The organism is Bradyrhizobium sp. (genome assembly GCF_004799405.1).
In the GTDB taxonomy this organism is placed as follows: Bacteria; Pseudomonadota; Alphaproteobacteria; order Rhizobiales; family Xanthobacteraceae; genus Bradyrhizobium.
Genome location: NZ_SSMW01000062.1, coordinates 1 through 20,913, shown reverse-complemented (window position 1 = coordinate 20,913; position 20,913 = coordinate 1). Strand labels below are relative to the sequence as shown.

General features: G+C 63.8%; 21 protein-coding genes. 8 read left to right on the top strand and 13 right to left on the bottom strand.

Annotation, left to right across the window (positions count from 1 at the left end):
- Nucleotides 1–427 precede the first annotated feature (427 nt).
- Nucleotides 428–664 (top strand): DUF6719 family protein, encoded by a 237-nt coding sequence (locus E7813_RS09740; RefSeq protein WP_291573241.1) that lies wholly within the window; start codon nucleotides 428–430, stop codon nucleotides 662–664.
- Nucleotides 665–761: 97 nt separating this feature from the next.
- Here E7813_RS09740 and E7813_RS09735 read toward each other — a convergent pair whose 3' ends face one another.
- The 5 genes from E7813_RS09735 to E7813_RS09715 form a co-directional block, all read right to left on the bottom strand.
- Complete coding sequence (locus E7813_RS09735) at nucleotides 762–1,961, bottom strand: glycosyltransferase family 87 protein (RefSeq protein WP_291573239.1); 1,200 nt, start codon at nucleotides 1,959–1,961, stop codon at nucleotides 762–764.
- A 253-nt stretch (nucleotides 1,962–2,214) separates the two neighbouring features.
- Complete coding sequence (locus tag E7813_RS09730) at nucleotides 2,215–2,559, bottom strand: hypothetical protein (protein ID WP_291573238.1); 345 nt, start codon at nucleotides 2,557–2,559, stop codon at nucleotides 2,215–2,217.
- Nucleotides 2,560–2,673: 114 nt separating this feature from the next.
- Complete coding sequence (locus tag E7813_RS09725; RefSeq protein WP_291573236.1) at nucleotides 2,674–2,973, bottom strand: hypothetical protein; 300 nt, start codon at nucleotides 2,971–2,973, stop codon at nucleotides 2,674–2,676.
- Between the two features lie 70 nt (nucleotides 2,974–3,043).
- The gene (locus tag E7813_RS09720) at nucleotides 3,044–3,862 is read right to left on the bottom strand and encodes an alpha/beta hydrolase (RefSeq protein ID WP_291573233.1); all 819 of its coding nucleotides are present in this window, start codon (nucleotides 3,860–3,862) and stop codon (nucleotides 3,044–3,046) included.
- Nucleotides 3,863–3,866: 4 nt separating this feature from the next.
- Nucleotides 3,867–4,361, bottom strand: coding sequence for a MarR family transcriptional regulator (locus E7813_RS09715; protein ID WP_291573230.1), 495 nt, complete (start codon nucleotides 4,359–4,361; stop codon nucleotides 3,867–3,869).
- A gap of 160 nt (nucleotides 4,362–4,521) precedes the next feature.
- On the opposite strand from E7813_RS09715, the gene E7813_RS09710 reads away from it, so the two are divergent.
- Both E7813_RS09710 and E7813_RS09705 read left to right on the top strand, forming a co-directional pair.
- A complete protein-coding gene (locus E7813_RS09710; protein ID WP_291573228.1) occupies nucleotides 4,522–5,691 on the top strand; it encodes an ABC transporter substrate-binding protein in 1,170 nt (389 codons plus the stop codon).
- 22 nt (nucleotides 5,692–5,713) lie between these two features.
- Entirely contained in the window at nucleotides 5,714–6,169 is a 456-nt protein-coding gene (locus E7813_RS09705; protein ID WP_291573226.1) for a cupin domain-containing protein, read from the top strand.
- 134 nt (nucleotides 6,170–6,303) lie between these two features.
- On the opposite strand, the gene E7813_RS09700 is transcribed toward E7813_RS09705, so the two are convergent.
- The 4 genes from E7813_RS09700 to E7813_RS09685 form a co-directional block, all read right to left on the bottom strand.
- Nucleotides 6,304–7,548, bottom strand: coding sequence for a flavin-dependent oxidoreductase (locus tag E7813_RS09700; protein WP_291573224.1), 1,245 nt, complete (start codon nucleotides 7,546–7,548; stop codon nucleotides 6,304–6,306).
- A gap of 84 nt (nucleotides 7,549–7,632) precedes the next feature.
- A complete protein-coding gene (locus tag E7813_RS09695; protein ID WP_291573221.1) occupies nucleotides 7,633–9,981 on the bottom strand; it encodes a bifunctional salicylyl-CoA 5-hydroxylase/oxidoreductase in 2,349 nt (782 codons plus the stop codon).
- Between the two features lie 187 nt (nucleotides 9,982–10,168).
- Complete coding sequence (locus E7813_RS09690; protein ID WP_291573219.1) at nucleotides 10,169–11,005, bottom strand: enoyl-CoA hydratase family protein; 837 nt, start codon at nucleotides 11,003–11,005, stop codon at nucleotides 10,169–10,171.
- A gap of 48 nt (nucleotides 11,006–11,053) precedes the next feature.
- A complete protein-coding gene (locus tag E7813_RS09685) occupies nucleotides 11,054–11,815 on the bottom strand; it encodes an SDR family oxidoreductase (RefSeq protein WP_291573218.1) in 762 nt (253 codons plus the stop codon).
- A gap of 190 nt (nucleotides 11,816–12,005) precedes the next feature.
- Between E7813_RS09685 and E7813_RS09680 the strand changes: the two genes are divergently transcribed.
- From E7813_RS09680 to E7813_RS09660, 5 genes are read left to right on the top strand one after another with little or no spacing between them, the layout of a single operon-like run.
- Nucleotides 12,006–12,833 carry an alpha/beta hydrolase gene (locus E7813_RS09680; protein ID WP_291573216.1) on the top strand — a complete coding sequence of 276 codons (828 nt, stop codon included), beginning with the start codon at nucleotides 12,006–12,008 and terminating at the stop codon, nucleotides 12,831–12,833.
- Nucleotides 12,833–14,122, top strand: coding sequence for an acyl-CoA dehydrogenase family protein (locus tag E7813_RS09675; protein ID WP_291573243.1), 1,290 nt, complete (start codon nucleotides 12,833–12,835; stop codon nucleotides 14,120–14,122). Before E7813_RS09680 ends, E7813_RS09675 begins: the two co-directional genes overlap by 1 nt.
- Before the next feature lie 2 nt (nucleotides 14,123–14,124).
- Nucleotides 14,125–15,654: an AMP-binding protein gene (locus E7813_RS09670; RefSeq protein WP_291573214.1), complete on the top strand. Its 1,530-nt coding sequence runs from the start codon at nucleotides 14,125–14,127 to the stop codon at nucleotides 15,652–15,654.
- A complete protein-coding gene (locus E7813_RS09665) occupies nucleotides 15,651–16,739 on the top strand; it encodes an NAD/NADP-dependent octopine/nopaline dehydrogenase family protein (RefSeq protein WP_291573213.1) in 1,089 nt (362 codons plus the stop codon). The genes E7813_RS09670 and E7813_RS09665 overlap by 4 nt, the downstream gene beginning before the upstream one ends.
- Nucleotides 16,740–16,742: 3 nt before the next feature.
- The gene (locus E7813_RS09660; protein WP_291573212.1) at nucleotides 16,743–17,738 is read left to right on the top strand and encodes a 3-hydroxybutyryl-CoA dehydrogenase; all 996 of its coding nucleotides are present in this window, start codon (nucleotides 16,743–16,745) and stop codon (nucleotides 17,736–17,738) included.
- Between the two features lie 173 nt (nucleotides 17,739–17,911).
- On the opposite strand, the gene E7813_RS09655 is transcribed toward E7813_RS09660, so the two are convergent.
- The 4 genes from E7813_RS09655 to E7813_RS09640 form a co-directional block, all read right to left on the bottom strand.
- Nucleotides 17,912–18,958 carry a peptidase M29 gene (locus E7813_RS09655; protein WP_291573211.1) on the bottom strand — a complete coding sequence of 349 codons (1,047 nt, stop codon included), beginning with the start codon at nucleotides 18,956–18,958 and terminating at the stop codon, nucleotides 17,912–17,914.
- Nucleotides 18,959–18,983: 25 nt separating this feature from the next.
- A complete protein-coding gene (locus E7813_RS09650; RefSeq protein ID WP_291573205.1) occupies nucleotides 18,984–19,751 on the bottom strand; it encodes an ABC transporter permease in 768 nt (255 codons plus the stop codon).
- The gene (locus E7813_RS09645) at nucleotides 19,748–20,533 is read right to left on the bottom strand and encodes an ABC transporter permease (protein WP_291573203.1); all 786 of its coding nucleotides are present in this window, start codon (nucleotides 20,531–20,533) and stop codon (nucleotides 19,748–19,750) included. The genes E7813_RS09650 and E7813_RS09645 overlap by 4 nt, the downstream gene beginning before the upstream one ends.
- Nucleotides 20,530–20,913 (bottom strand): ATP-binding cassette domain-containing protein (locus E7813_RS09640; RefSeq protein ID WP_291573202.1); only part of this gene is annotated, 384 nt, incomplete at its 5' end. The genes E7813_RS09645 and E7813_RS09640, both read right to left, overlap by 4 nt.

Genomic DNA, 20,913 nt, shown 5'->3' with positions numbered 1-20,913 from the left:
CGGTGACCGGGCTTTCTTGCCACCGTCATCTGCGAAAGTTGCCTTTCGCAAACTTGACACCAGCGTCGGGGTGTCAGGACCACACGACTTCGCCGTCCGCGAGAGCCGCGCCTCGTCAGCGCGCCGCCTTGCGTCCACCGCATCCCGCCGCGCGTTGATGACGTTGCGCAACGCCCCTCTGTGGGCGGGACGCTGAAGGTATAGATTTGATTTGGGTCGGCCGTCAAGCGAAATTCTGAAATTCGGAAATAGAATATTCTTTTGCCGTCCCAACGGTCTGGTTGCAGCTGGTCGGCTTCTTACGCTCCAGCCGCCCGAGTGATATACCTTTCATCGCTACCGTGTCACCCGACCAAGGTTCTGAGTCAGACTCAAGAGCGCGCGAGTAAACGCTGGAACGAACGCCGGGCATATTCGGAGGTTCCAAATGATCAAAACCACAGGGCTTATCGCCGGAGTTTTCGCCGTCGGGTTTTCGACCTCGTCATTGGCCACGACGATGAAGCAGGAACCTCCGATGGGAGCGATGCGCGAAGGCGAGGTCGTGCTGGTCGACGATGGCAGTTGTCCGGCCGGGCAAATCAAAAGAGTGGTCGGCGGCAATCACACCAAGGTCGGGGGGACCAAGCAGATCGTACGAACGAGCAGCTGTGTCCCGCGCTAGGGTGGTCGTGCCGGGAGTCCGCATGGCAACGGCTGGGCGTTGGGAAATTTCGGAGGCGAGTTCGGCAGTGCGGCGCGATAGACTGCCGCCAACCCCTTCAGGGGAGCTGCACCCTTGTTGCGGCGGCGGTAAATCCAATGGGATCGCCATCAACTTTCGGAAGTTGTTCCAACATTCTTCGGATAATGAAGTACGCCGAAACCGTTACAACGAAGAGGCCAAAGGCATAGAACCCGGCGTCTCGCCGGATGAATGCCAATGCATTGGGATAATTGACCGATCCATTTGCATAACCCCACTGGAACGCAGAAAGGAACAGCACCATCGGCACACAGACCCAGGCAAGAGCCTTGGATGACGGAGTGCGAGCCAGCGGCAACGCCGCCACCAGGAAGAGCCAGGGCAGGTAGAATTGCTGGTGCCCCACCTTGTAGGCTATCAGGACAGCCCACAGTCCAAGCACGGACGCCTCGAGCCAATGCATTCTGGTTTTCCATGCGATCAAGAAGCTCGCCAGCCCTGCAGTCACCACGAATCCGGCATTTAGCTTAACAAGGATGTCGAGGACACGCTGCCCGCCGATCAGAGAAGGATAAGAGCTGAGCGCCGACAATATGGACAGGATTTTCGGGCCGCGTTCAACGCCCAATGCGAGCGGACTAAAGGTCGCATCACCCCAAACCAGCACCGACGCGCTCATTCCGATCAAAATGACCACCGCTGCCGCCACGACGATACCGCGGCGAACCCGTCCCGCATCCAGGGCGAACATCGGGACGAGGATGATCGGATAATATTTGAGCAGCACGGCCAGTCCAAGCAAACAGCCCGCAACAATCATGCCGCCGTGAATTCGCGCGACGACAGCAAACACGATCAAGGCTGCTACCAGGGCGTCATTGAGCCCGTAGACGATACCCATGCTGATCACGAGGCAATTTGTCGGCACCGCCAAGGCGTAAACGCCATAAAGTGGCCCGATGCCGGAGCACCTGTAGAGTTCCCAAGCCAGCAGTGCATTTGCAACAAGCAACGCCACGACGATGAACATTTTTGGCGCGAGCGGTCCAAATCGCAGCAAATAGGCCAGCGTGTTGTGCAGTGGGCCATAGGCGTTGTCGGACGACCAGGGATCGGTTCCCGAAAGGACCAGATTCCATTGCGAGAGATAGGACCAATAGTCGTGCTGTACTCCCGCGGTTGAAGAAGTCCAGATCATCGACAGCGACCAAATCGCCACGAGCAACCATGCCACCGTCGCGCCGGGTTGTGAGGCTGCACCCTCGTTTGCCGTCATTACCGATACCGCAGTTCCATTGTCCCCATCCGCTTCCTCCTGCCGTGTGACCCGACGCGTTGACAGCCGGCAAGCAACCGTGATGAGCGGTACGGGGGTCGGATGTCAGATTAGATTGATACACCAGATACCGCTGGCTTTGCGCTGTATCTCCGCTCAATTCAGGTATTAGTGAGACATCAGGAATTTATCCAGACGGACGAGACAGAGGCACACGCCATTGGACCGAATGGCCGAAAGCCGCAGCCACGCTCTAACGAGCGTGCCCGGCCAATTCCCTCAGGCGCGCCACCATCGGCGAGCCCGGATCGGCCAATGGCGCAATCGCGGTGAAATGATTGGCGCCGGCAACGGTGCCAAATCGCGTCGGCAGCCCTGCTTTGCCCCAGACCTCGACGATGCTTCTGCTCTGCCGGAAATATTCCGCGCTTTCGATTTCGCCCACGACGGCATCGAGGCTTCCGCGCGCAGGCGCGCGCCAGAACAACGGGCTCGCAGCCCTGGCCGCCGCATCGTCGAGACGCAGCGCGTTGTTTATCGAGGTTTTGACCAGCGGACCCAGTTCGAACAGGCCGGAAATGGCGTAGGCCGCGATCACGAGGTCCCGCGGCAGCGAGGCGTCGATCGCCAGCCAATCGGTCGCCAGCAGGCAGGCCGCAAGATGCCCGCTGGCGGAATAGCCGCTGATGACTAGCGGACGCCCAAGCCGCGGTCACTTTCGTCGGCGCAACGATTTGTAGCCACGCCTGAACCAGTTAAAGAGGTTGGCAAGCGGGACACCGCCGAACAATAGAAGCGCGAACACATACACGGCGGCAACGAACGAAAAATTGACGGGCTCCCTGGCGAAGGAGCTCCAATGTGGTTCGCTGAACTTATGCATATAAAGTTGCCCGGTCGAATGCCACTCATAGAGATTGTAGGCCGAAAACCCGGCCAGATAAATTCCGAACAAGGCGATCGCATACGCCTTCCACGGGCGTTGTTTTGCTGGCGGCCTTCTGACGTCCATTGTCGTTGTCCAGGTTTCATAAACAAAAAGCGCTGATACAAAATTATCATCCAACTTAAAAAGGACGCGGTCAGCGCGCCGCCAATTCCCTCAGGCGGACCACCATCGGCGAGCCCGGATCGGCCAATGGCGCAATCGCGGCGAAATGATTGGCGCCGGCAACGGTGCCAAATTGCGTCGGCAGCCCTGCTCTGCCCCAGACATCGACGATGCTTTTGCTCTGCCGGAAATATTCCGCGCTTTCGATTTCGCCCACCACGGCATCGAGGCTTCCGCGCGCAGGCGCGCGCCAGAACAGGGGGCTCGCCGCCCTGGCCGCCGCATCGTCGAGACGCAGCGCGTTGTTGATCGAGGTTTTGACCAGCGGACCCAGCTCGAACAGGCCGGAAATGCTGTAGGCCGCGATCACGAGGTCCCGCGGCAGCGAGGCGTCGATCGCCGGCCAATCGATCGCCAGCAGGCAGGCCGCAAGATGCCCGCCGGCGGAATGGCCGCTGATGACCAGCGGACGCCCAAGCCGCGCCAGTTCGCGCACCGCCATCCGCATCTGCTGAATGATCCGATCGACGGTGACGCCAGGACAAAGATCGTAACTCGGCATCGCGACGCTGATGCCGTGAGCGTTCAGCCCGGCGGCCAGATGACTGAAAGAGGAACTATCGAACGCCTGCCAGTAGCCGCCATGAATGAAGACGACAATCGGGCCTTTGCCGCCGCCGGCAAAGAAATCGATCGTGTTGCGCCGGCCGGGCCCGTAGGAAATCGATCGCGGCGGGTTGCGCTCGCGATAGCCCGCCGCATCGCGCGCCCAATCCGCGATCAGCGCGGGGTGCTCCGGCACCCGCGCCCGGTTGTTGTATTCGACCTCGTAGTTGACATCGGCGCCCAAGACGCTACACGGCTCGCGCTTGCGCGGATTTCTGCGCCGAGGCCTTGGTCTTGGCCAACAGCCGCATCAATTCGCGGACATCCTTTTCGCCGAGCTCCGAGAACAGGTCGGCGATCCAGGCCTCGTGCTCGGCGGCCATCTTGCGAAACTCGGCGCGGCCGATCCTGGTCAGCCGTATCACCTGCACGCGACGGTCGGAGTCCGATGTGCGCCGGTCGAGATGGCCTGATTCAACCAGCCGCTCGACCAGCCCGGTGACGTTGCCGTTCGAGACCATCATCCTTTTGGAAACATCCGACAGCGTCATGCCGTCCGGCACCTTGTCGAGCTGGGCCATCAGATCGAAGCGCGGCAGCGTGACGTCGAACCGCTCCCGCAGCCGGCTGCGCACTTCGCCCTCGATCAGGGTGGTGCAGGTCAGAAGCCGGAGCCAAAGCCGCAGCTCATTGCCGTGATCTTCCGGAAGTTCGACCGCCTTGGTCTCGGAATCGAGGATCATGATGCCATCGTACCTGCTGGGTGCCCGCGCGGCAGTTGTTTTGACCTTCAAATAATTCGGGATGCGCCGCAAGTCAAAACGAGGGCCGTGCTTGCGGCGATGGCCGGCATCGGACTAAGCTTGGAGTTCCGGATTTGGGTGGGGCAGCGAGGAAGACATCATGAAACGGCAGTTGAGATCGGCTGGACTGGCGATTTTGTTCGGTGTCGCCGCCAACGCCGCGGCCGCACAGGAAAAGGTCAAGATCGGCGTGATCGTGACATTGTCCGGCCCGGCGGCGGTGCTCGGCCAGCAGGCCCGCGACGGCTTCGCGCTCGCGGTGAAGGATCTCGGTGGCAAGATGGCGGGCCGCGACGTCGAGGTCACGGTGGTCGATGACGAACTAAAGCCGGACGGCGCCGTCACCAAGGTCAAGGGCCTGCTCGAGCGCGACAAGGTCGACTTCGTGGTGGGGCCGATCTTCTCCAACATCCTGCAGGCGATCCACAAGCCGGTGGTGGACACCAGGACGTTCCTCATCAGCCCGAACGCCGGCCCGTCGAGCTACGCCGGCAAGAGCTGCAGTCCGTTTTTCTATGTGACTTCCTACCAGAACGACCAGGTGCACGAGATCCTCGGCAAGGTCGCCCAGGATCGCGGCTACAAGCGTGTCTACATCATGGTGCCGAACTACCAGGCCGGCAAGGATTCGGTGGCCGGATTCAAGCTCGACTACAAGGGAGAGATCGTCGAGGAATCCTACATCCCGCTCGGCACGCTGGATTTCCAGGTCGAGCTTTCCAAGATCGCATCGCTGAAGCCCGACGCCGTCTTCACCTTCATGCCGGGCGGCATGGGCGTGGGGCTGGTGAAGCAGTTCAAGCAGGCCGGCCTCGCCGACCAGATTCCGGTGCTGTCGGCGTTCACGGTCGATGAATCGACGCTGCCGGCGCAGCAGGATGCCGCGGTCGGCATGTTCGGCGGCGCCAACTGGGCGCCCAATCTCGACAATCCGCAGAACAAGAAATTCGTCGCGAGCTATGAAGCCGCCTACAACAGCGTGCCCGCGACCTATGCCTTCCAGGGCTACGATACGGCGATGCTGATCGACAGCGCCGTAAGAGCAGTCAAGGGCGACCTCTCCAACAAGGAAGCGGTGGCGGCCGCGCTGAAGAAGGCCGACTTCACCTCGCTGCGCGGCGGTTTCAAGTTCAACACCAACGGCTATCCGATCCAGGACTTTTACCTCACCAAGGTCGCCAAGCGCCCGGACGGCAAATTCCAGACCGAAATCGTCCAGAAGGTGTTCGAGAACTACGGCGACAGCTACGCCAAGGATTGCACGCCATAAAGCACCGGAAGGAAACACAGCGATGAAAAGCGAGATCACCGGCATCACCCGGGCCAACGAGGGCATGCAGGGAATTTCCTGGAATATCCTCGGCCAGACCTATGTGCCAAAAACCTGCACCGACCACTGCTTCTCCTGGCATGCGACGCTGCCGCCCGGCACCTTCGTGCCGCCGCATATCCATCCCGACCAGGACGAATATCTCTACATGCTGGAGGGCAAGCTCGATTTCATGCTCGGCGGCGCCGACGCCCAGGCCGCCCCGGGCGACCTGATCCGACTGGGCATGGGCGTGCCCCACGGCATCTTCAACAAGTCCGACCAGACCGCCAAGGTGCTGTTCTGGGTGTCGCCGAGCCGCAGGCTGTACGACCTGTTCTGGGGCCTTCACAACATGAAGGAGCAGAAGCCCGAGGACGTGGTGGCGATGGCGGCCGAATACAACATCCACTTCCTGCCGCCGCCTCCGGGGGCGTGAAGCTAGCTTCACCCTCCCCTGGAGGGGGAGGGTCGGCTCGCATCGCGCGAAGCAAGATGCGAGACGGGGTGGGGTGAAAGTCTCACAACTCGCGCACTGTTCAAGGCGAGAGACCGTCACCCCACCCCGCCGCTCTACGCCCGCACCGCGGCCAGCGGCACGGCCGCGAAGCCGGCCTTGCTGGCATAGCCGCGCACGATGGCTTCGCGCTGGGCGTGGCTCAGCACCCGCTCGATATCGTCGAACCCGTCGGGCGCCAGTTGTTCGACCGCATCGATCACGCCTTCGGGACCGCCGCGGCGGTTCGAGCGCACGATCTCGGCGGTCATCGGCAACCGCTTCTGTTCATAGGCCACCAGCGCCTGGCGCGGATGCTCGGAACGCGCCAGCGCATCGGCCAGCGCCCGGGCATCGAGGATCGCCTGCGAGGCGCCGTTGGAGCCGACCGGATACATCGGATGCGCGGCGTCTCCGAGTAGCGTGACACGCCCGCTCGACCAATACGGCAGAGGATCGCGGTCGCAGGTCGGAAATTCGTAGAATTCCGGCGTGGCCGAAATCAAAGCGGGTACGTCGACATAGGGTACCGAGAAACGCGCCACATGCGGCATCAACTCCTCGCGCTTGCCGAGCCGCGACCAGTCCTCACGGCGCGGCGGCGCACCGCCATCGCCGATCTTCACCAGCACCGCCCAATTGGTCAGCCGATTGGCCGGGCTCGATCCTTCCGCGATCGGGTAGACCACGACCTTGGCGTTAAGTCCGCCGGCGACGATCATGGAACGGCCGGTCAGGAACAGCGGCCAGTCGCGCGCGCCGCGCCACAGCATCAGCCCGTTCCAGCACGGCGGGCCCTCGTCCGGAAACAGCGTCTCGCGCACCTTCGAATAAATACCGTCGGCGCCGATCAAAATGTCGCCACGCACGGTTTGGGTGTGGCTGCCGGCGCGGTCGAAGAAATGTGCGGATACGCCGCCCTCGTCCTGGGTGAAGGCGCCCAGCCTGCAGCCGGTGTGGATCGCGTCCTTGCCCAGCCGCTCCTCGACGGCGCGGTGGATCACGCTCTGCAAACGACCGCGGTGGATCGAGAATTGCGGCACGTCGTGACCGGCGTCGATGCCGCGGGATTCCTTCCACACTTCCTGACCGTGCCGATTGAGATAGTAAAGCACGTCGGTGCGGATCGCGACGTCGTCGAGCTTCTGCAACAGGCCAAGGCCGGCGAGTTCGCGGATCGCATGCGGCAATGTGTTGATGCCGACGCCGAGCTCCCTGATGATGTCGGACTGCTCGAACAGCTCGCAGTCGATGCCGCGGGCCCGCAGCATCAACGCGGTCGTGAGGCCGCCAATGCCGCCTCCGACGATAATGGCTTTCATCGCCCGAACTCCACTCTGTTACGCGCCGCTGTTCACCTCTTCCCGCAGGAGCGGGGCGAGGGAGCAAGCAGCCTGCCATCCGACCTATTCGGCCGCAAGCGGCTTTGTCGCCTCCGCCTTCAACTCGGCCCGGGTCTTCGGCTTAGCCTTAATTTTGAGGTCGTCGAAATCCTGCCGGTCGCGCACGCTGTTGCGGAAAATCTGCTCCTTGCCCGGCAGGTATTGCGGCGGGCAGGAAACCTCCGCGCCGTACCAGGCCGCGGCCTTCAGCGTGAACGACGGGTCGACCAGGTGCGGGCGTCCTAGCGCCACCAGGTCGGCGCGGCCGGCGGCCAGGATGGTGTTGACCTGATCCGCGGTGGTGATGTTGCCGACGCACATGGTCGCGACCCGCGCCTCGTTGCGGACCTGCTCGGAAAACGGCGTCTGGAACATGCGGCCATAGACCGGCTGCGCGTCGCGCACGGTCTGGCCGGTGGAAACGTCGACCAGATCGACGCCGGCCTCGGCGAAGGCGCGCGCGATCTTGACCGCATCGTCGCCGGTGATGCCGCCCTCAGCCCAATCGGTGGCGGAGATGCGCACCGACATCGGCTTGTGCGCCGGCCATGCCGCCCGCAACGCCTCGAACACTTCGAGCGGAAAGCGCAGGCGATTGGCGAGCGGGCCGCCATATTCATCGCTGCGCCGGTTGGTCAGCGGCGAGATGAAGCTCGCGAGCAGGTAGCCGTGGGCGGCGTGCAGTTCCAGCATGTCGAAGCCGCAGGCTTCGCCGCGTTCGGCTGCGGCCACGAACGCCGCCTTGACCCTGTCCATCGCGGCGCGGTCCATCTCGCGCGGCACCTGGCTGTCGGGGAAATAGGGAATTGGGGAAGCCGACACCACGTCCCAGCCGCCCTGCTCCAGCGGACGGTCCATGCCGTCCCACATCAATTTGGTGGCGCCCTTGCGGCCGGCATGGCCGAGCTGCAGCGCGATTTTCGCCGCCGAATTGGCATGCACGAAATCGACGATGCGCCGCCACACGGCTTGCTGCTCGTCGTTCCACAAGCCGGCGCAGCCGGGCGTGATGCGGGCGTCGCGGGCAACGCAGGTCATCTCGGTGAAGACCAGGCCGGCGCCGCCGATCGCGCGCGAACCGTAATGCACCAGGTGGAAATCGCCGGGCACGCCTTCTTCCGCCGAATACATGCACATCGGCGACACCACCGCGCGGTTTGAAAGCGTCATCTCGCGCAGCCGAAACGGCTGGAACATCGGTGGCGCCGGCTTCTCGACATCGGCGTCGAGGCCGCGACCGCGAACCTGTTTGGCAAACGCCCTGTCGACCTCCCTGACGAAATCCGGCGCGCGCAGCGTGAGATTGTCGTAGGTGATCGCCTTGGCGCGGGTCATGACGCCGAATGCGAACTGCACGGGATCGAAATCCCAGAAGCGGTCGACGTGCTCGAACCACACCAGCGACACGTCGGCGGCGTGCTGGGTCTTCTCGACCTCCTCGCGGCGGCCGTCCTCATATTGCTGCAGGGCGGCTTCCACCGTCGGCGCGCGCCGCATGGCGTCCGCCAGCGCAATCGCGTCTTCCATCGCAAGCTTGGTGCCGGAGCCGATCGAGAAATGCGCGGTCGCCTTGGCGTCACCCAGCAGCACCATGTTGTCCTTGACCCAGCGCTTGCTGCGGATCATCGGGAAATTGCGCCACATCGAGCGGTTGGTCAGCAGCGGATGCCCCTGCAGGAACCAGCCGAAAATCTCCGCCATGCGATCGGCGGACTGCTTTTCGTCGAGGCCCCCGAGCCCGGCGCGCTTGAAGGTCTCGGGATCGGTCTCGAAAATCCAGGTCGAGCGTCCCACCTCGTATTGGTAGGCGTGCGCAATGAACGGACCCCATTCGGTCTCCTGGAAAATGAACGTGAAGGCGTCGAGCGGCCGGGTCGAACCCATCCAGGCGAACTTGTTGGAGCGGACATCCACCTCGGGCTGGAAATGCTCGATATATTTGTCGCGGAAGCGGCTGTTGATGCCGTCGGCCAGCACCACCAGATCGGCGTCGGCAAAGCGCGATTCGTCCTCGATGTCGGCTTCGAACAACAGCGTGACGCCAAGTTCGCGCGCCCGCTCCTGCAGGATCAACAGCAGCGTGCGGCGCGAGCAGCCGCAGAAGCCGTTGCCGCCGACCCGATGCACGGTGCCGCGGAAGTGCACGGCGATATCGTCCCAATAGGCGAATTCCTGGGTGATGCGGCGATAGCTCGGGGCGTCGTATTTTTCGAAATTGTCGAGCGTGGCGTCGGAGAACACCACGCCGAAGCCGAAGGTGTCGTCGGCGCGGTTGCGCTCGTAGACCGTGATCTCGGCCTGCGGCCGCTGCTTCCTGAGCAGGATCGCGGCGTAGAGGCCGGCCGGTCCCCCACCGATGATCGCGATCTTCATGGCAAGCCTCCGGCGCTTCTAGTCGGACCTTCTAATTATTTTAAACCTAAGCATTTGAGGGGCAAGTGTTGCCAGATTCACCGCCCTCATCCTGAGGAGCGGCCTCTTGGCCGCGTCTCGAAGGATAGCAGAACATCTCATGGTTCCAGACGCGCGCCAAGAAGCGCGCTCCTCACCATGAGGCACCTCAATTGCCCTGAAATGCCGGTTTCACCTTGTTCGAAAACGCCTCGAACGCCCGGGCGAAATCCGCCGTGGTCATGCACAGCGCCTGCGCGATCGCCTCGGCCTCGATCGCCTCCTCCACCGACATCGCCCATTCCATCGCCAGCATCCGCTTGGTCATGGTGTTGGCGAAGGTCGGCCCTTCGGAAATCTGTTTTGCCAGAAGCTGCGCCTGCGACAGCACATGCTCGGGCGCCACGATACGGCTGAAGAAGCCCCAGCGCTCGCCCTCCTCCGCGGTCATGAAGCGCCCGGTATAGAGCAGCTCCGACGCCCGCGATTGTCCGATGATGCGCGGCAGGATCGCGCAGGCGCCCATGTCGCAGCCGGCTAGGCCCACCTTGTTGAACAGGAATGCGACCTTGGCCCCGCTGGCGGCGAGCCGCATGTCGGAGGCCATCGCGATGATGGCGCCGGCGCCGGCGCAGATGCCGTCGACGGCGGCGACGATCGGCTGCGGTGCGGCCCGCATCGCCTTGACCAGATCGCCGGTCATGCGGGTGAACGCCGTGAGGCCCCTGGTGTCCATCTTGACCAGCGGGCCGATGATCTCGAACACATCGCCGCCGGATGAAAAATTGCCGCCGGCGCCGGACACCACGACGGTCTTTACTTCGTCGTCCATCGCGCAGGCGCGGAAGAAATCGGTCAGTTCGCGATAGCTCTCGAACGTCAGCGGGTTCTTTCTTTCAGGGCGATTGAGCGTCACCGTCGCCACGCCATCGTTGACGGCCAGCAGGAAGTGTTTGGGCGAATATTGCGCCAGTGGCAGCGTGACGGGATTGGCGGGCGTGCTCATGGGATCTCCTTTGCGGATTGTCGTTCGTTGTTCTCAGGCGCGTGTGCGCTAAACCTCTCCGCCAGCAACCGCGATCGCCTGCCCGGTGATCGCGCCGGCGCCGTCGCCGCACAGCCACAGCACGGCATCGGCGACTTCCGCCGGCGTGATCAGGCGTCCCTGCGGATTGTGCTTCGCCAGTTCGGCCACCGCCTGCTCGCGGCTGCGGCCGGTCTTCTTCATGATATTGTCGATGCTGCCGGCGAGCAGATCGGTATCGGTGAAGCCGGGGCATACCGCATTGACCGTGACGCCGGTCGTCGCCAATTCCAGCGCCAGCGAGCGCACCAGGCCAACCACCGCGTGCTTGGCGGCGCTATAGGCGCTGACATAGGCATAGCCCTTGAGGCCCGCGGTCGAGGCGACAGCGACAATGCGGCCATGACGCCGGTCCCGCATCGACGGCAGCACCGCCTGGACGGCGTGAACCACGCCCATGAAGTTAACGTCCATCATGCGTCTGAACAGCGCTGCATCCGACTTGCCGAATGGCGCGGATTCCGCGGCACCCGCGTTGGCGATCAGGATATCGACCGGCTGCCGCGCCGCGGCCTCCGCAATCGCGGCAGCGACGGCGGCCTGATCGGCGACATCGGCCACCACAGCGAAATGCGCGGCGCCGGCAGCGACGGTCTCATCCAGGATGGCGCGGTTGCGGCCGAGCACGGTGACGGTGACACCCGCGCGCGTCAGCGCACTCGCGATCTCGCGGCCGATGCCACGGCCGCCACCGGTCACAACAGCGTGCTGGGAAAGCGACAGTCCGGACATCCGCGAAGCCTTCCCAAAGCGACCCATTTAACGTACCACGTTGGATATATTTTAGACTTCAAGCTTTGGCAAGAAATCAACTCGCGACGCGAACAGGGCGTGCTTGACAGGCGGAGCACCGCAGGTAGCGTCCGGCTCAACCATCGGGTTCCGTCGGCATCGACAGGCCCAGCAATACCAGAGGTTCGGCTTGCCCGATTTGGCGCCCCTTAAAACAAGCGATGGCCGTTTCGGCTATGAGGCCGCCGGCGATCCGGCCTCGCCGCCGCTGGTGTTCCTGCATGGAATCGGCGGCGCGGCGCGGTCGTGGCGCGGTCAACTCGGCGCTTTCAGCAACCGCTATCGCGCCATCGCCTGGGACATGCCGGGCTATGGCGGGTCGGCGCCGCTTGCCACCGTCAGCATCGCTGCCCTTGCCGGCGCTTTGCAGGATTTCCTGGGGCAGGTCGGCGCTGCCAAACCCGTCATTGTCGGCCATTCGATCGGCGGCATGATCGTGCAGCAATGGCTGGTGACCAATCCCCGCACCGCGCGCGCCGTCGTGCTCGCGCAAACCAGCCCGGCATTCGGCAAGCCCGACGGCGACTGGCAGAAATCCTTTATCGGCGCCCGGCTCGGCCCGCTCGATCGCGGCGAAACGCTGGTCTCGTTGGCGCCGTCGCTGGTGAAGGAACTGGTCGGCGACAATCCCGATCCGCAAGGCCTGGAGCTCGCGCGCGACTGCATGGCCGCTGTGCCGCCGGCGAGCTATCGCGCCACCATGATGGCGCTGATGGGATTCGACCTGCGAAACGCGCTCAGAAATATCGCGGTGCCGACGCTGGTGCTGTCGGGCTCGAAAGACAACAACGCGCCGGCGCCGATGATGGCGAAGATGGCGACCTACATTCCGTCGGCAACCTACGTCGAACTCGAAGGCGTCGGCCACCTCGCCAACCTGGAACGCCCGTTGGCGTTCAACGCCGCGCTGGATCGTTTTCTCGCAGCGAACGCAACAGCAACCGAAGTGACGGCATGATGACGGTACCGGTCGGCAAAAGCGCAACAGCGACCTCCGAGATCGAGCCGGATGCACCGATCTTCGATGCCGCAGCGTTTCGCCTCAACGACGAACAGGCGGCGGTCATCGCGGCCGCGCGCAAGCTCGGGCAAACTGTGTTCGCCGGCCGCGCCGCGGCCTACGATCGCGAGGCCAAATTCCCGACCGAGAACTACCGGGATTTGCATCGAGCGGGCCTGCTCGGCATCGCCATTCCCAAAAGGAACGGCGGCCTCGGCGCCGACTACCAGACCTACGCCATCGCCGCCGCGGAGATCGGCCGCTATTGCGGCGCCACCGCGCTGACCTGGAACATGCATGTCTGCTCGACGCTGTGGTCCGGCCCGCTGGCCGACGATCTCGAAATGGACGCTGCGACGCGCGCCGAGCACGAGCGCCGGCGGGCATTGCATTACAAGCGCATCGTCGAGGACGGCGCGATCTATTCGCAGCCGTTCTCGGAAGGCGGTGCTGCGGCGGCGGGCGGGGTCGCGTTCGGTACCGAGGCCAAGCCGGTCAAGGGCGGCTGGCTCGTCAACGGCAAGAAGATTTTCGCCTCGTTGTCGGGCCATGCCGATTATTACGGCGTGCTCTGCACCGAGATCGCCGAGGGTGAAAAAGCCTCCCGGCGCAATACGCTTTATCTCGCGCTGCCGGCCAAGGCCGACGGCGTCTCCGTGGTCGGCGACTGGGATCCTTTGGGCATGCGCGGCACGGTATCGCGCACGCTATTATTCAAGGACGTATTCGTGGCGGAAGACGCGGCGCTTATGCCACGCGGCGTCTATTTCCAGGCGGCGATGGGCTGGCCGCACATGTTCCTGACGCTGTCGCCGACCTATGTCGGGCTGGCGCAGGCGGCTTACGACTTCACCGTGCGTTATCTGCGCGGCGAGATGCCGGGCACGCCGCCGGTGAAGCGCCGGATGTATCCGACCAAGCAGATCGCGGTGGCGCAGATGCAGATCAAGCTCGAGCAGATCAAGGCGATCTGGTTCCAGGCCATCACCGAAGCCCGCGCCAATCCCTCCAAGGAGCAGGTGCTGCGCGCTTACGCCGCGCAATATTCCGCGATGGAAGGCGCCAACGAGATCGCGACGCTGGCGATCCGCACCTGCGGCGGCCAAGCGATGCTGAAGTCGTTAGCCCTGGAGCGGATCTATCGCGACAGCCGCTGCGGTTCGCTGATGCTGCCATGGACCGCCGAACTCTGTCTCGACCGCATCGGCCGCGAAGCGCTGTACGAGACCGGCGAAACGGACGAGTAGTTGTGGATCTCAGCAGCCTGATCGCGCGCAACGCGGCTTTCACGCCGGACAAGCCCGCGCTGGTTTTCGACGGCGAGGCGCTGACTTATGCCGATTTCGATGCGCGCATCGAACAGGCGGCGCGGGCGTTGAAGGCCGAATTCGGCGTTGCCCGTGGCGACCGCGTCGCGGTCCTCAGCCTGAACCGGCCTGATTACCTGGTGCTGCTCTATGCCTGCGCGCGGCTCGGCGCCATGCTGGTGCCGTTGAACTGGCGGCTGGCGATTGCCGAACAATTGTTCATCCTGTCGGATGCCGGGGCAAAGGTGCTGGTGCTCGAACAGGCCTTTGCCGGAATTCTCACTGAGCTAAACAAGCGATTGCCCGACATCCGCCTCGCCGGATTCGATTTTGCGCCCCCGCAAGCAATCTCGTTCGACCAGTTGCTGGCGCAAGCGCGCGGCGACGGCCGTCATCCGCATACCGATCTCGCCTGCCCGCTGCTGATCGTCTATACCTCCGGCACCACCGGGCGGCCCAAGGGCGCGGTGCTGCGGCAGGAAGCGCTATTGTGGAACGGCGTGATGAGCCAGCACATGCACGGCCTCACCTCGGATGATCATGTCCTCACCGTGCTGCCGTTCTTCCACGTCGGCGGCCTCAACATCCAGACCACACCGGCGCTGCATCATGGCGCGACCGTGACGATCCATTCACGCTTTGCGCCCGACACAACGCTTGCGACCATCGCACGCGAACGCCCGTCCCTGACGGTGCTGGTGCCCGCGACCATCCAGGCGGTCACCGAGCATCCCGATTGGGGTTCCACCGACCTGTCCTCGCTGAAGGCGGTGACGACCGGATCGACCGTGGTGCCGCCGCACCTGATCGAGCGTTTTGTCGTGCGCGGGGTGCCGGTGTTGCAGGTCTATGGCTCGACCGAGACCTGCCCGGTCGCGGTCTATACCCGCCTCGGCGGCGATCTTTCGCGCCTAGGCTCGACCGGCCTTCCCGGCCTTGCCTGCGAGGCAGCCGTGATCGATGACGCCGGCGCCGAATTGCCGCCGGACATGCCGGGCGAGATCGCGGTACGCGGTCCCAACGTATTCACCGAATATTGGGGCAACGCGGAAGCCACCCGGGAAGCCCTGCACGACGGCTGGTATCGCACCGGCGACATCGGCCGGCGCGACGCCGACGGCTATTTCTGGGTGCACGACCGCAAGAAGAACCTGATTATTTCCGGCGGCGAGAACATCTATCCGGCGGAAGTCGAACGCGTGCTGCTGGAACACCCTGACGTCGCCGAATGCGGCGTGATCGGCCGGCCCGATCTCCGGTGGGATGAGCTGCCGGTGGCCTATGTGATCCGTCGTGCGGAATGTTTCGTCGAGGCGGAAGAATTGAAAGCGCATGTGCTGACGCAGCTTGCCCGCTTCAAGGTGCCGCGCGAGTTCGTTTTTGTCGATGACCTGCCGCGCACGGCGTTGGGCAAAGTGCAGCATTTCATGCTGCGACAGCTTGATGAGCCCGCGCAAGGAGAACCACGTTGAAGATCGCGGTACTCGGCGGCGGCAACGGCTCCTTCGCGGCGGCAGGCGATTTCGCGTTGCAGGGCCATGATGTCCGGCTGTGGCGGCGCGATGCCGCGCAAGTCGGGGAACATCGCGCTGCGGGCTCGCGCATCCTCGTCAAGGACGCCAACGGACGGCACGATGTGCAACTGGCGCTGGTGACATCCGACATTGCCGAAGCCGTCCGCGACGCTGAATTGATTCTGTGCCCTGCGCCGGCGTTTGCCCAAGCTGACATCGCAAGGCGACTCGCGCCGCATCTGACCGATGGACAGGTGGTGTTCCTGCCGCCGGCGACGTTCGGCTCGATGATCTTTGCAATGGCCGCGCGCGACGCCGGCAATCCCGCGACCGTGAGCTTTGCCGAAACCGGTACGCTGCCATGGCTGACCCGCAAGCATGGACCGTTCGAAGTGGCTATCACCATCCGCGCCAAGCGGCTGCCGGTCGGGGTGTTTCCGCTTGTCACCGCCGATCATGCGCTCGATGTGATCGGGCGCGCTTTTCCCGGCGTGGTCGAGCCCTGCGGCGATGCACTGTCGGCAGCCCTGATGAACGCCGGGCCGATCATCCACTCGCCGCTGATCGTGATGAATGCCGGCCCGATCGAGCATTTCGAGCGCTGGGACATTCACAAGGAAGGCACGCAATCGGCGGTCCGCCGCGTCACCGATGCGCTCGATGCCGAGCGTATCGCGGTGCGCGAGGGCTTGGGCTATGGCAGTCCGCATTTTCCGCTGGCGCATCATTACGCAAAAGAAGGCGAGGTGTGGATGTATGGCCGCGGCTCGCACGACCGCCTCACGGACTCCGGCGACTGGCGCGAGCGCATCGTGCTGACGGAGCATCGCTACATGCGGGAGGATCTGCGGCTCGGCCTGTCGCTGCTGGCCTCGGTCGCGGAACTCGCCGGCGTCGCAACGCCGCTGGCATTTTCGTTTCTCGCCATCGGCGGCGCGATCTGCGGCGAGGATTTCCTAAAGGGTGGCCGCACGCTGACGACGCTCAGTCTCGATCACCTCGATCGCGACGAACTGCAGACGCTGCTGCGCGAGGGGTTTTGACCGATGGCCGCTCCCCGTCCCGCCATCGCCTGTCTCGGCGCCGGCCGCATGGGCCGCGGCATCGCGGTGGCCTTTGCCTATGCCGGCCACGCCGTCACCATGATCGATATCAAGGCGCGCACGCCGGAACAGTTCGCGAAACTCAAAGGCGAAGCGCTCGAAGAGGTGCGCAAAACGCTGGCCAGCCTGGCGCGGTTCGGATTGCTGGCGGACAAGGACGCCGAGACCATCATCGCACGGGTTTCGGTCGAGCCGGCACCCAATATGGCCGAAGCCCTCGCCGGCGCCGGCATGGTGTTCGAGGGCGTGCCCGAGCTGGTCGAGCTCAAGCGCGAGGTGCTGGCGGCGGCCTCGAAATGGGTCGGACCTGACGCCGTGATCGCCTCGACCACGTCAACCATCCTGGTCGACGATCTCGCAAGCTCAGTCGAAAACCCGGCGCGCTTTCTCAACGTGCACTGGCTCAACCCGGCCTATCTGATTCCGTTGGTCGAGATATCGCCGGGTGCGACGACCGATCCCGCCGTCGTGGCGCGGGTCAAGGCGTTGCTCGAAGGCATCGGCAAGATGCCCGTGGTCTGCGCGGCCACGCCCGGTTTCATCGTGCCGCGCATCCAGGCGCTCGCCATGAACGAGGCGGCGCGGATGGTGGAAGAAGGCGTCGCCAGCGCCGAGGATATCGACAAGGCGATCCGCTACGGCTTCGGTTTCCGCTACGCGGTGATGGGCCTGCTGGAGTTCATCGACTGGGGCGGCGGCGACATTCTCTACTATGCCAGCCGTTACCTCGAAGGCGCGCTCGGCAGCGACCGCTACCGCGCGCCCGAGGTGATCTCGGATAATATGCGCGACGGCCGCATCGGCATGCGCACCGGCGCCGGCTTCCTCGATTACAGCGGCCTCGATATCGACGCCTATCGCGAGCAGCGGCTCGCAGCGCTGGTCGAACTGCTCAGGCATTTCGGCCTGGCGCGACCGCCGGTGCTGGACCGGGAGTAGGCTTGATACCACCTCTCCCCTTGTGGGAGAGGTCGGATTGCATCGCAGATGCAATCCGGGTGAGGGGTTACTTTCTATCGATAGACCGGAACCCCTCACCCCAACCCTCTCCCACAAGGGGAGAGGGAGCTCACTGCCGTTGCTGCGCAATCGAGCTACATCTCGGAGAAGCCCTACCCGAACACATCCTGCAGCACGCCTTCGCGCACCACGGCGACGCCGTCGAGTTCGATGGTCGTGCCCATCACCGGCAAATCGAAATGACCGGCGGTGTAGCGTCCGGCGAATTCGTTGGCGCCGGTGGAAAACAGGAAGTTGCCGGCCACCGCGCGCAGTTCGGTGCCATTGGTATCGCGCTGGTCGTACATCGAAAGCGCCTCGTAGCGCGCGGCGGGATTCATGCCGAACCCGACATGCGAAACCGCATAGGCTTCGCGGTCGCCCCATGCCGCCAGATAAGCCCGCATCATCATGGCGTCGGCGCCCTCGCCTTCCAGCTTGGTGACGTAATCGTTCTCCAGCGTCATCCGCACCGGCGAGGTCAGATAGCGCTTGAAGGTGAGGTTGATGTCGCCGGCCGCCATCACCAGCGTGCCGTTGACGGTTTTGCTTTTGGGAAAGCTGACGACGATGCCGCCAGGCCAATGCGCCAGCGTGCCGGGCTTGTCGGTCCAGCCCCAGACGCCGACCGTGGATGCGCCGGTCATGTCGATGTCGAGGTCGGTCCCGGCTTTGGAAGTCACCCGCATCCGTTTGGCGCCGCGCAGCATCTTCGCGGCGGCGCGGACACGCTTTTCCAGCGCGGTATCGGGCACCATGCGCTCGAGCGCCTCGGGGTGTTCGTTGGAGATCACCAGGATGCGCGCGCCCGCTTTCAATATTTCCGGCGTCTCCACCGCATGCATCAGCCCTTCGATAGTGCAATCGACCACAAAGCCCGCCTGCTGAAGGGCAGTGACCACAGGCTGCAGCCGCTGGATCGCCTCGCTGGCGCCGGTGGAACGAACCGGCACGATCTGCCGGTTGCGCGGCGTCGGCACGACGATGTGAAACGGTCTTGCGCCCATCCGCAACAAGGCAAGTTCCGCCAGATGAACATTGAGCGCGCGCGACTGGGTCTCCGAAAGGATCGCGGCGGTGTCGCCTGGCTTGACCGCGCAGCGCTCGAAAATCTCGCAGAACGCGTCGATCCACTTTGCCTCGATGCGATCTGAAAGCATGCTTATCTCCGCTCCAAACTTGTCATCAGACTTCCGGAAATCCGCGCAGCAGATAGGTCCGCAGCCCCTCCAGCAGGCCGTTGAGGATCAATCCCAGCAGCGAAATCGTGATCAGGGGAACGAACATATCGACGGCCTGAAAGGTCCGGGCCGCCGTCACCAGCAGATGGCCGAGGCCGTCGGTCGAGGTGATCATTTCGGCAAGAAACACCACGATGCATGAAATCACGAGGCCGATGCGGCAACCGGTCAGGATCGACGGCACCGCTGCCGGCAGCACCACCTTGAACAGGATCTGGCGGCGCGGCGTTCCAGCCGCCATCGCCGACCAGATCAGCTTTTGCTCGACCATCGAGGCGCCGTAATAGGTCGCCAGCAGAATCGGGAACAACGCGTCGGCGGCCACCAGCGTTATCTTGGAGGCGTGGTCGAAGCCGAGCAGCAGCAGCAGCGCCGGATACAGCGCGACCTTGGGCAGCGGCGCCAATACCCGCACGATCGGGCGCACCACGGAATTGACGGCCGGATTGACCGCGGCGGCAAGCCCGATGCCGACGCCGAGCACCACCGCGATCGAGAAACCCGCGAACAGCCGGAACAGCGTGACGCCGATTTCATACTGAAACTCTGAAGTGACGAGTTGCCGCGCCAGCCGCGTGAATACCAGGCCGGGGGCCGGCAACAGCGACGCCGGGGCATAGCCGAACGCCGCAATCGCCTGCCACAGCGCGATCACCAGCGCGATCGGCACGATCCCCAACAGCACATCCGATGTCACGGCGCGGGCGTTCATGAGAAACTCAACGGCAGGTCGAAACGCGGCTCGGACCATCGGACCAGCCGTTCCCGCATGTTTTCAAACGCGGCATCGAGGCCGATCCCCATCGCACCGATGATGATGATCATCGCGAATACCGTGTCGTACTGTCCCATGTCGAGCGCGTTGAACAGGATGTTTCCCGCACCCGACTGCCGCGCGATCATCTCGCTGGTAACCATGGTAATCAGCGCCAGCACCAAACCAGTGCGGCAGCCCGTGAGAATTTCCGGCAACGCCGCCGGCAGCACGATCCGGACCATGCGCTGCGCCGCGGAGAGACCCATCGCGGCTCCCGACCACAGCATCTTTTCCTCGACTGCCTTGGCGCCCTGAAAGCCGTGATAGATCACGGGCAGGCTGACGCCGAGAAAGATCACCAGCGTTTTGGCGATGTCGCCGACGCCGAGCCAGAGCATGATGATCGGCATCAATGCCGCCTTGGGCACCGGATAGATCACCATCAGCAGCGGATTGAAGAACGACGCCACGCCGCGGCTGCGGCCCATCAACAGTCCCAGCGGAATCGAAACCGCAACCGCGATGCTGAAACCGACCGCCATGCGGCGGAGCGAGGCCAGGATGTTGATCAACGCTTCCTTGTCGCCGAGGATGGAAGGAATTGCGCGGATCGCGTCCAGCGCGCTGGGAAAGCTGTCGGTATTGAGGATCAGCGAGGCGACCTGCCAGATGCCGAGCAGGCCGATGCAGGCGAACAGCGGCGCCAGGCGCGAGAGAATGGCGCGCACCTTTATCATCGACGCAACGCCTCTTCGCTGGTGTCGTCGATCAGGCCCTCGATATCGACGATGTATTTCTGGTAATGGCCATCGAGCAGCAATTCCGCGCGGCGGCGCGGACGCGGCAGGTCGATGTCGACGATCTGCTTGATGCGGCCGGGCGCGCGCGTCATCACCACGACCTTGTCCGACAGAAACACCGCCTCTTCCACCGAATGGGTGACGAACAACACGGTCTTGCGGTCGCGTTCCCAGATATTGAGCAGGTCGTTCTGCAGCCGCGTGCGGGTATGCGCGTCGAGCGCGCCGAACGGCTCGTCCATCAGCAGCACCGCGGGGTGATAGGCCAGCGTGCGCGCCAGCGCGACGCGCTGCTTCATGCCGCCGGACAATTCCTT

Bases quoted from the DNA above. Each gene is read 5' to 3' on its own strand.
- E7813_RS09655 (WP_291573211.1), bottom strand. From the start codon at position 18,958: ATGCTTTCAGATCGCATCGAGGCAAAGTGGATCGACGCGTTCTGCGAG.
- E7813_RS09705 (WP_291573226.1), top strand. From the start codon at position 5,714: ATGAAAAGCGAGATCACCGGCATCACCCGGGCCAACGAGGGCATGCAG.
- E7813_RS09690 (WP_291573219.1), bottom strand. From the start codon at position 11,005: ATGAGCACGCCCGCCAATCCCGTCACGCTGCCACTGGCGCAATATTCG.
- E7813_RS09695 (WP_291573221.1), bottom strand. From the start codon at position 9,981: ATGAAGATCGCGATCATCGGTGGGGGACCGGCCGGCCTCTACGCCGCG.
- E7813_RS09725 (WP_291573236.1), bottom strand. From the start codon at position 2,973: ATGGACGTCAGAAGGCCGCCAGCAAAACAACGCCCGTGGAAGGCGTAT.
- E7813_RS09675 (WP_291573243.1), top strand. From the start codon at position 12,833: ATGACGGTACCGGTCGGCAAAAGCGCAACAGCGACCTCCGAGATCGAG.
- E7813_RS09660 (WP_291573212.1), top strand. From the start codon at position 16,743: ATGGCCGCTCCCCGTCCCGCCATCGCCTGTCTCGGCGCCGGCCGCATG.
- E7813_RS09700 (WP_291573224.1), bottom strand. From the start codon at position 7,548: ATGAAAGCCATTATCGTCGGAGGCGGCATTGGCGGCCTCACGACCGCG.
- E7813_RS09710 (WP_291573228.1), top strand. From the start codon at position 4,522: ATGAAACGGCAGTTGAGATCGGCTGGACTGGCGATTTTGTTCGGTGTC.
- E7813_RS09685 (WP_291573218.1), bottom strand. From the start codon at position 11,815: ATGTCCGGACTGTCGCTTTCCCAGCACGCTGTTGTGACCGGTGGCGGC.
- E7813_RS09740 (WP_291573241.1), top strand. From the start codon at position 428: ATGATCAAAACCACAGGGCTTATCGCCGGAGTTTTCGCCGTCGGGTTT.
- E7813_RS09650 (WP_291573205.1), bottom strand. From the start codon at position 19,751: ATGAACGCCCGCGCCGTGACATCGGATGTGCTGTTGGGGATCGTGCCG.
- E7813_RS09735 (WP_291573239.1), bottom strand. From the start codon at position 1,961: ATGACGGCAAACGAGGGTGCAGCCTCACAACCCGGCGCGACGGTGGCA.
- E7813_RS09715 (WP_291573230.1), bottom strand. From the start codon at position 4,361: ATGATCCTCGATTCCGAGACCAAGGCGGTCGAACTTCCGGAAGATCAC.
- E7813_RS09645 (WP_291573203.1), bottom strand. From the start codon at position 20,533: ATGATAAAGGTGCGCGCCATTCTCTCGCGCCTGGCGCCGCTGTTCGCC.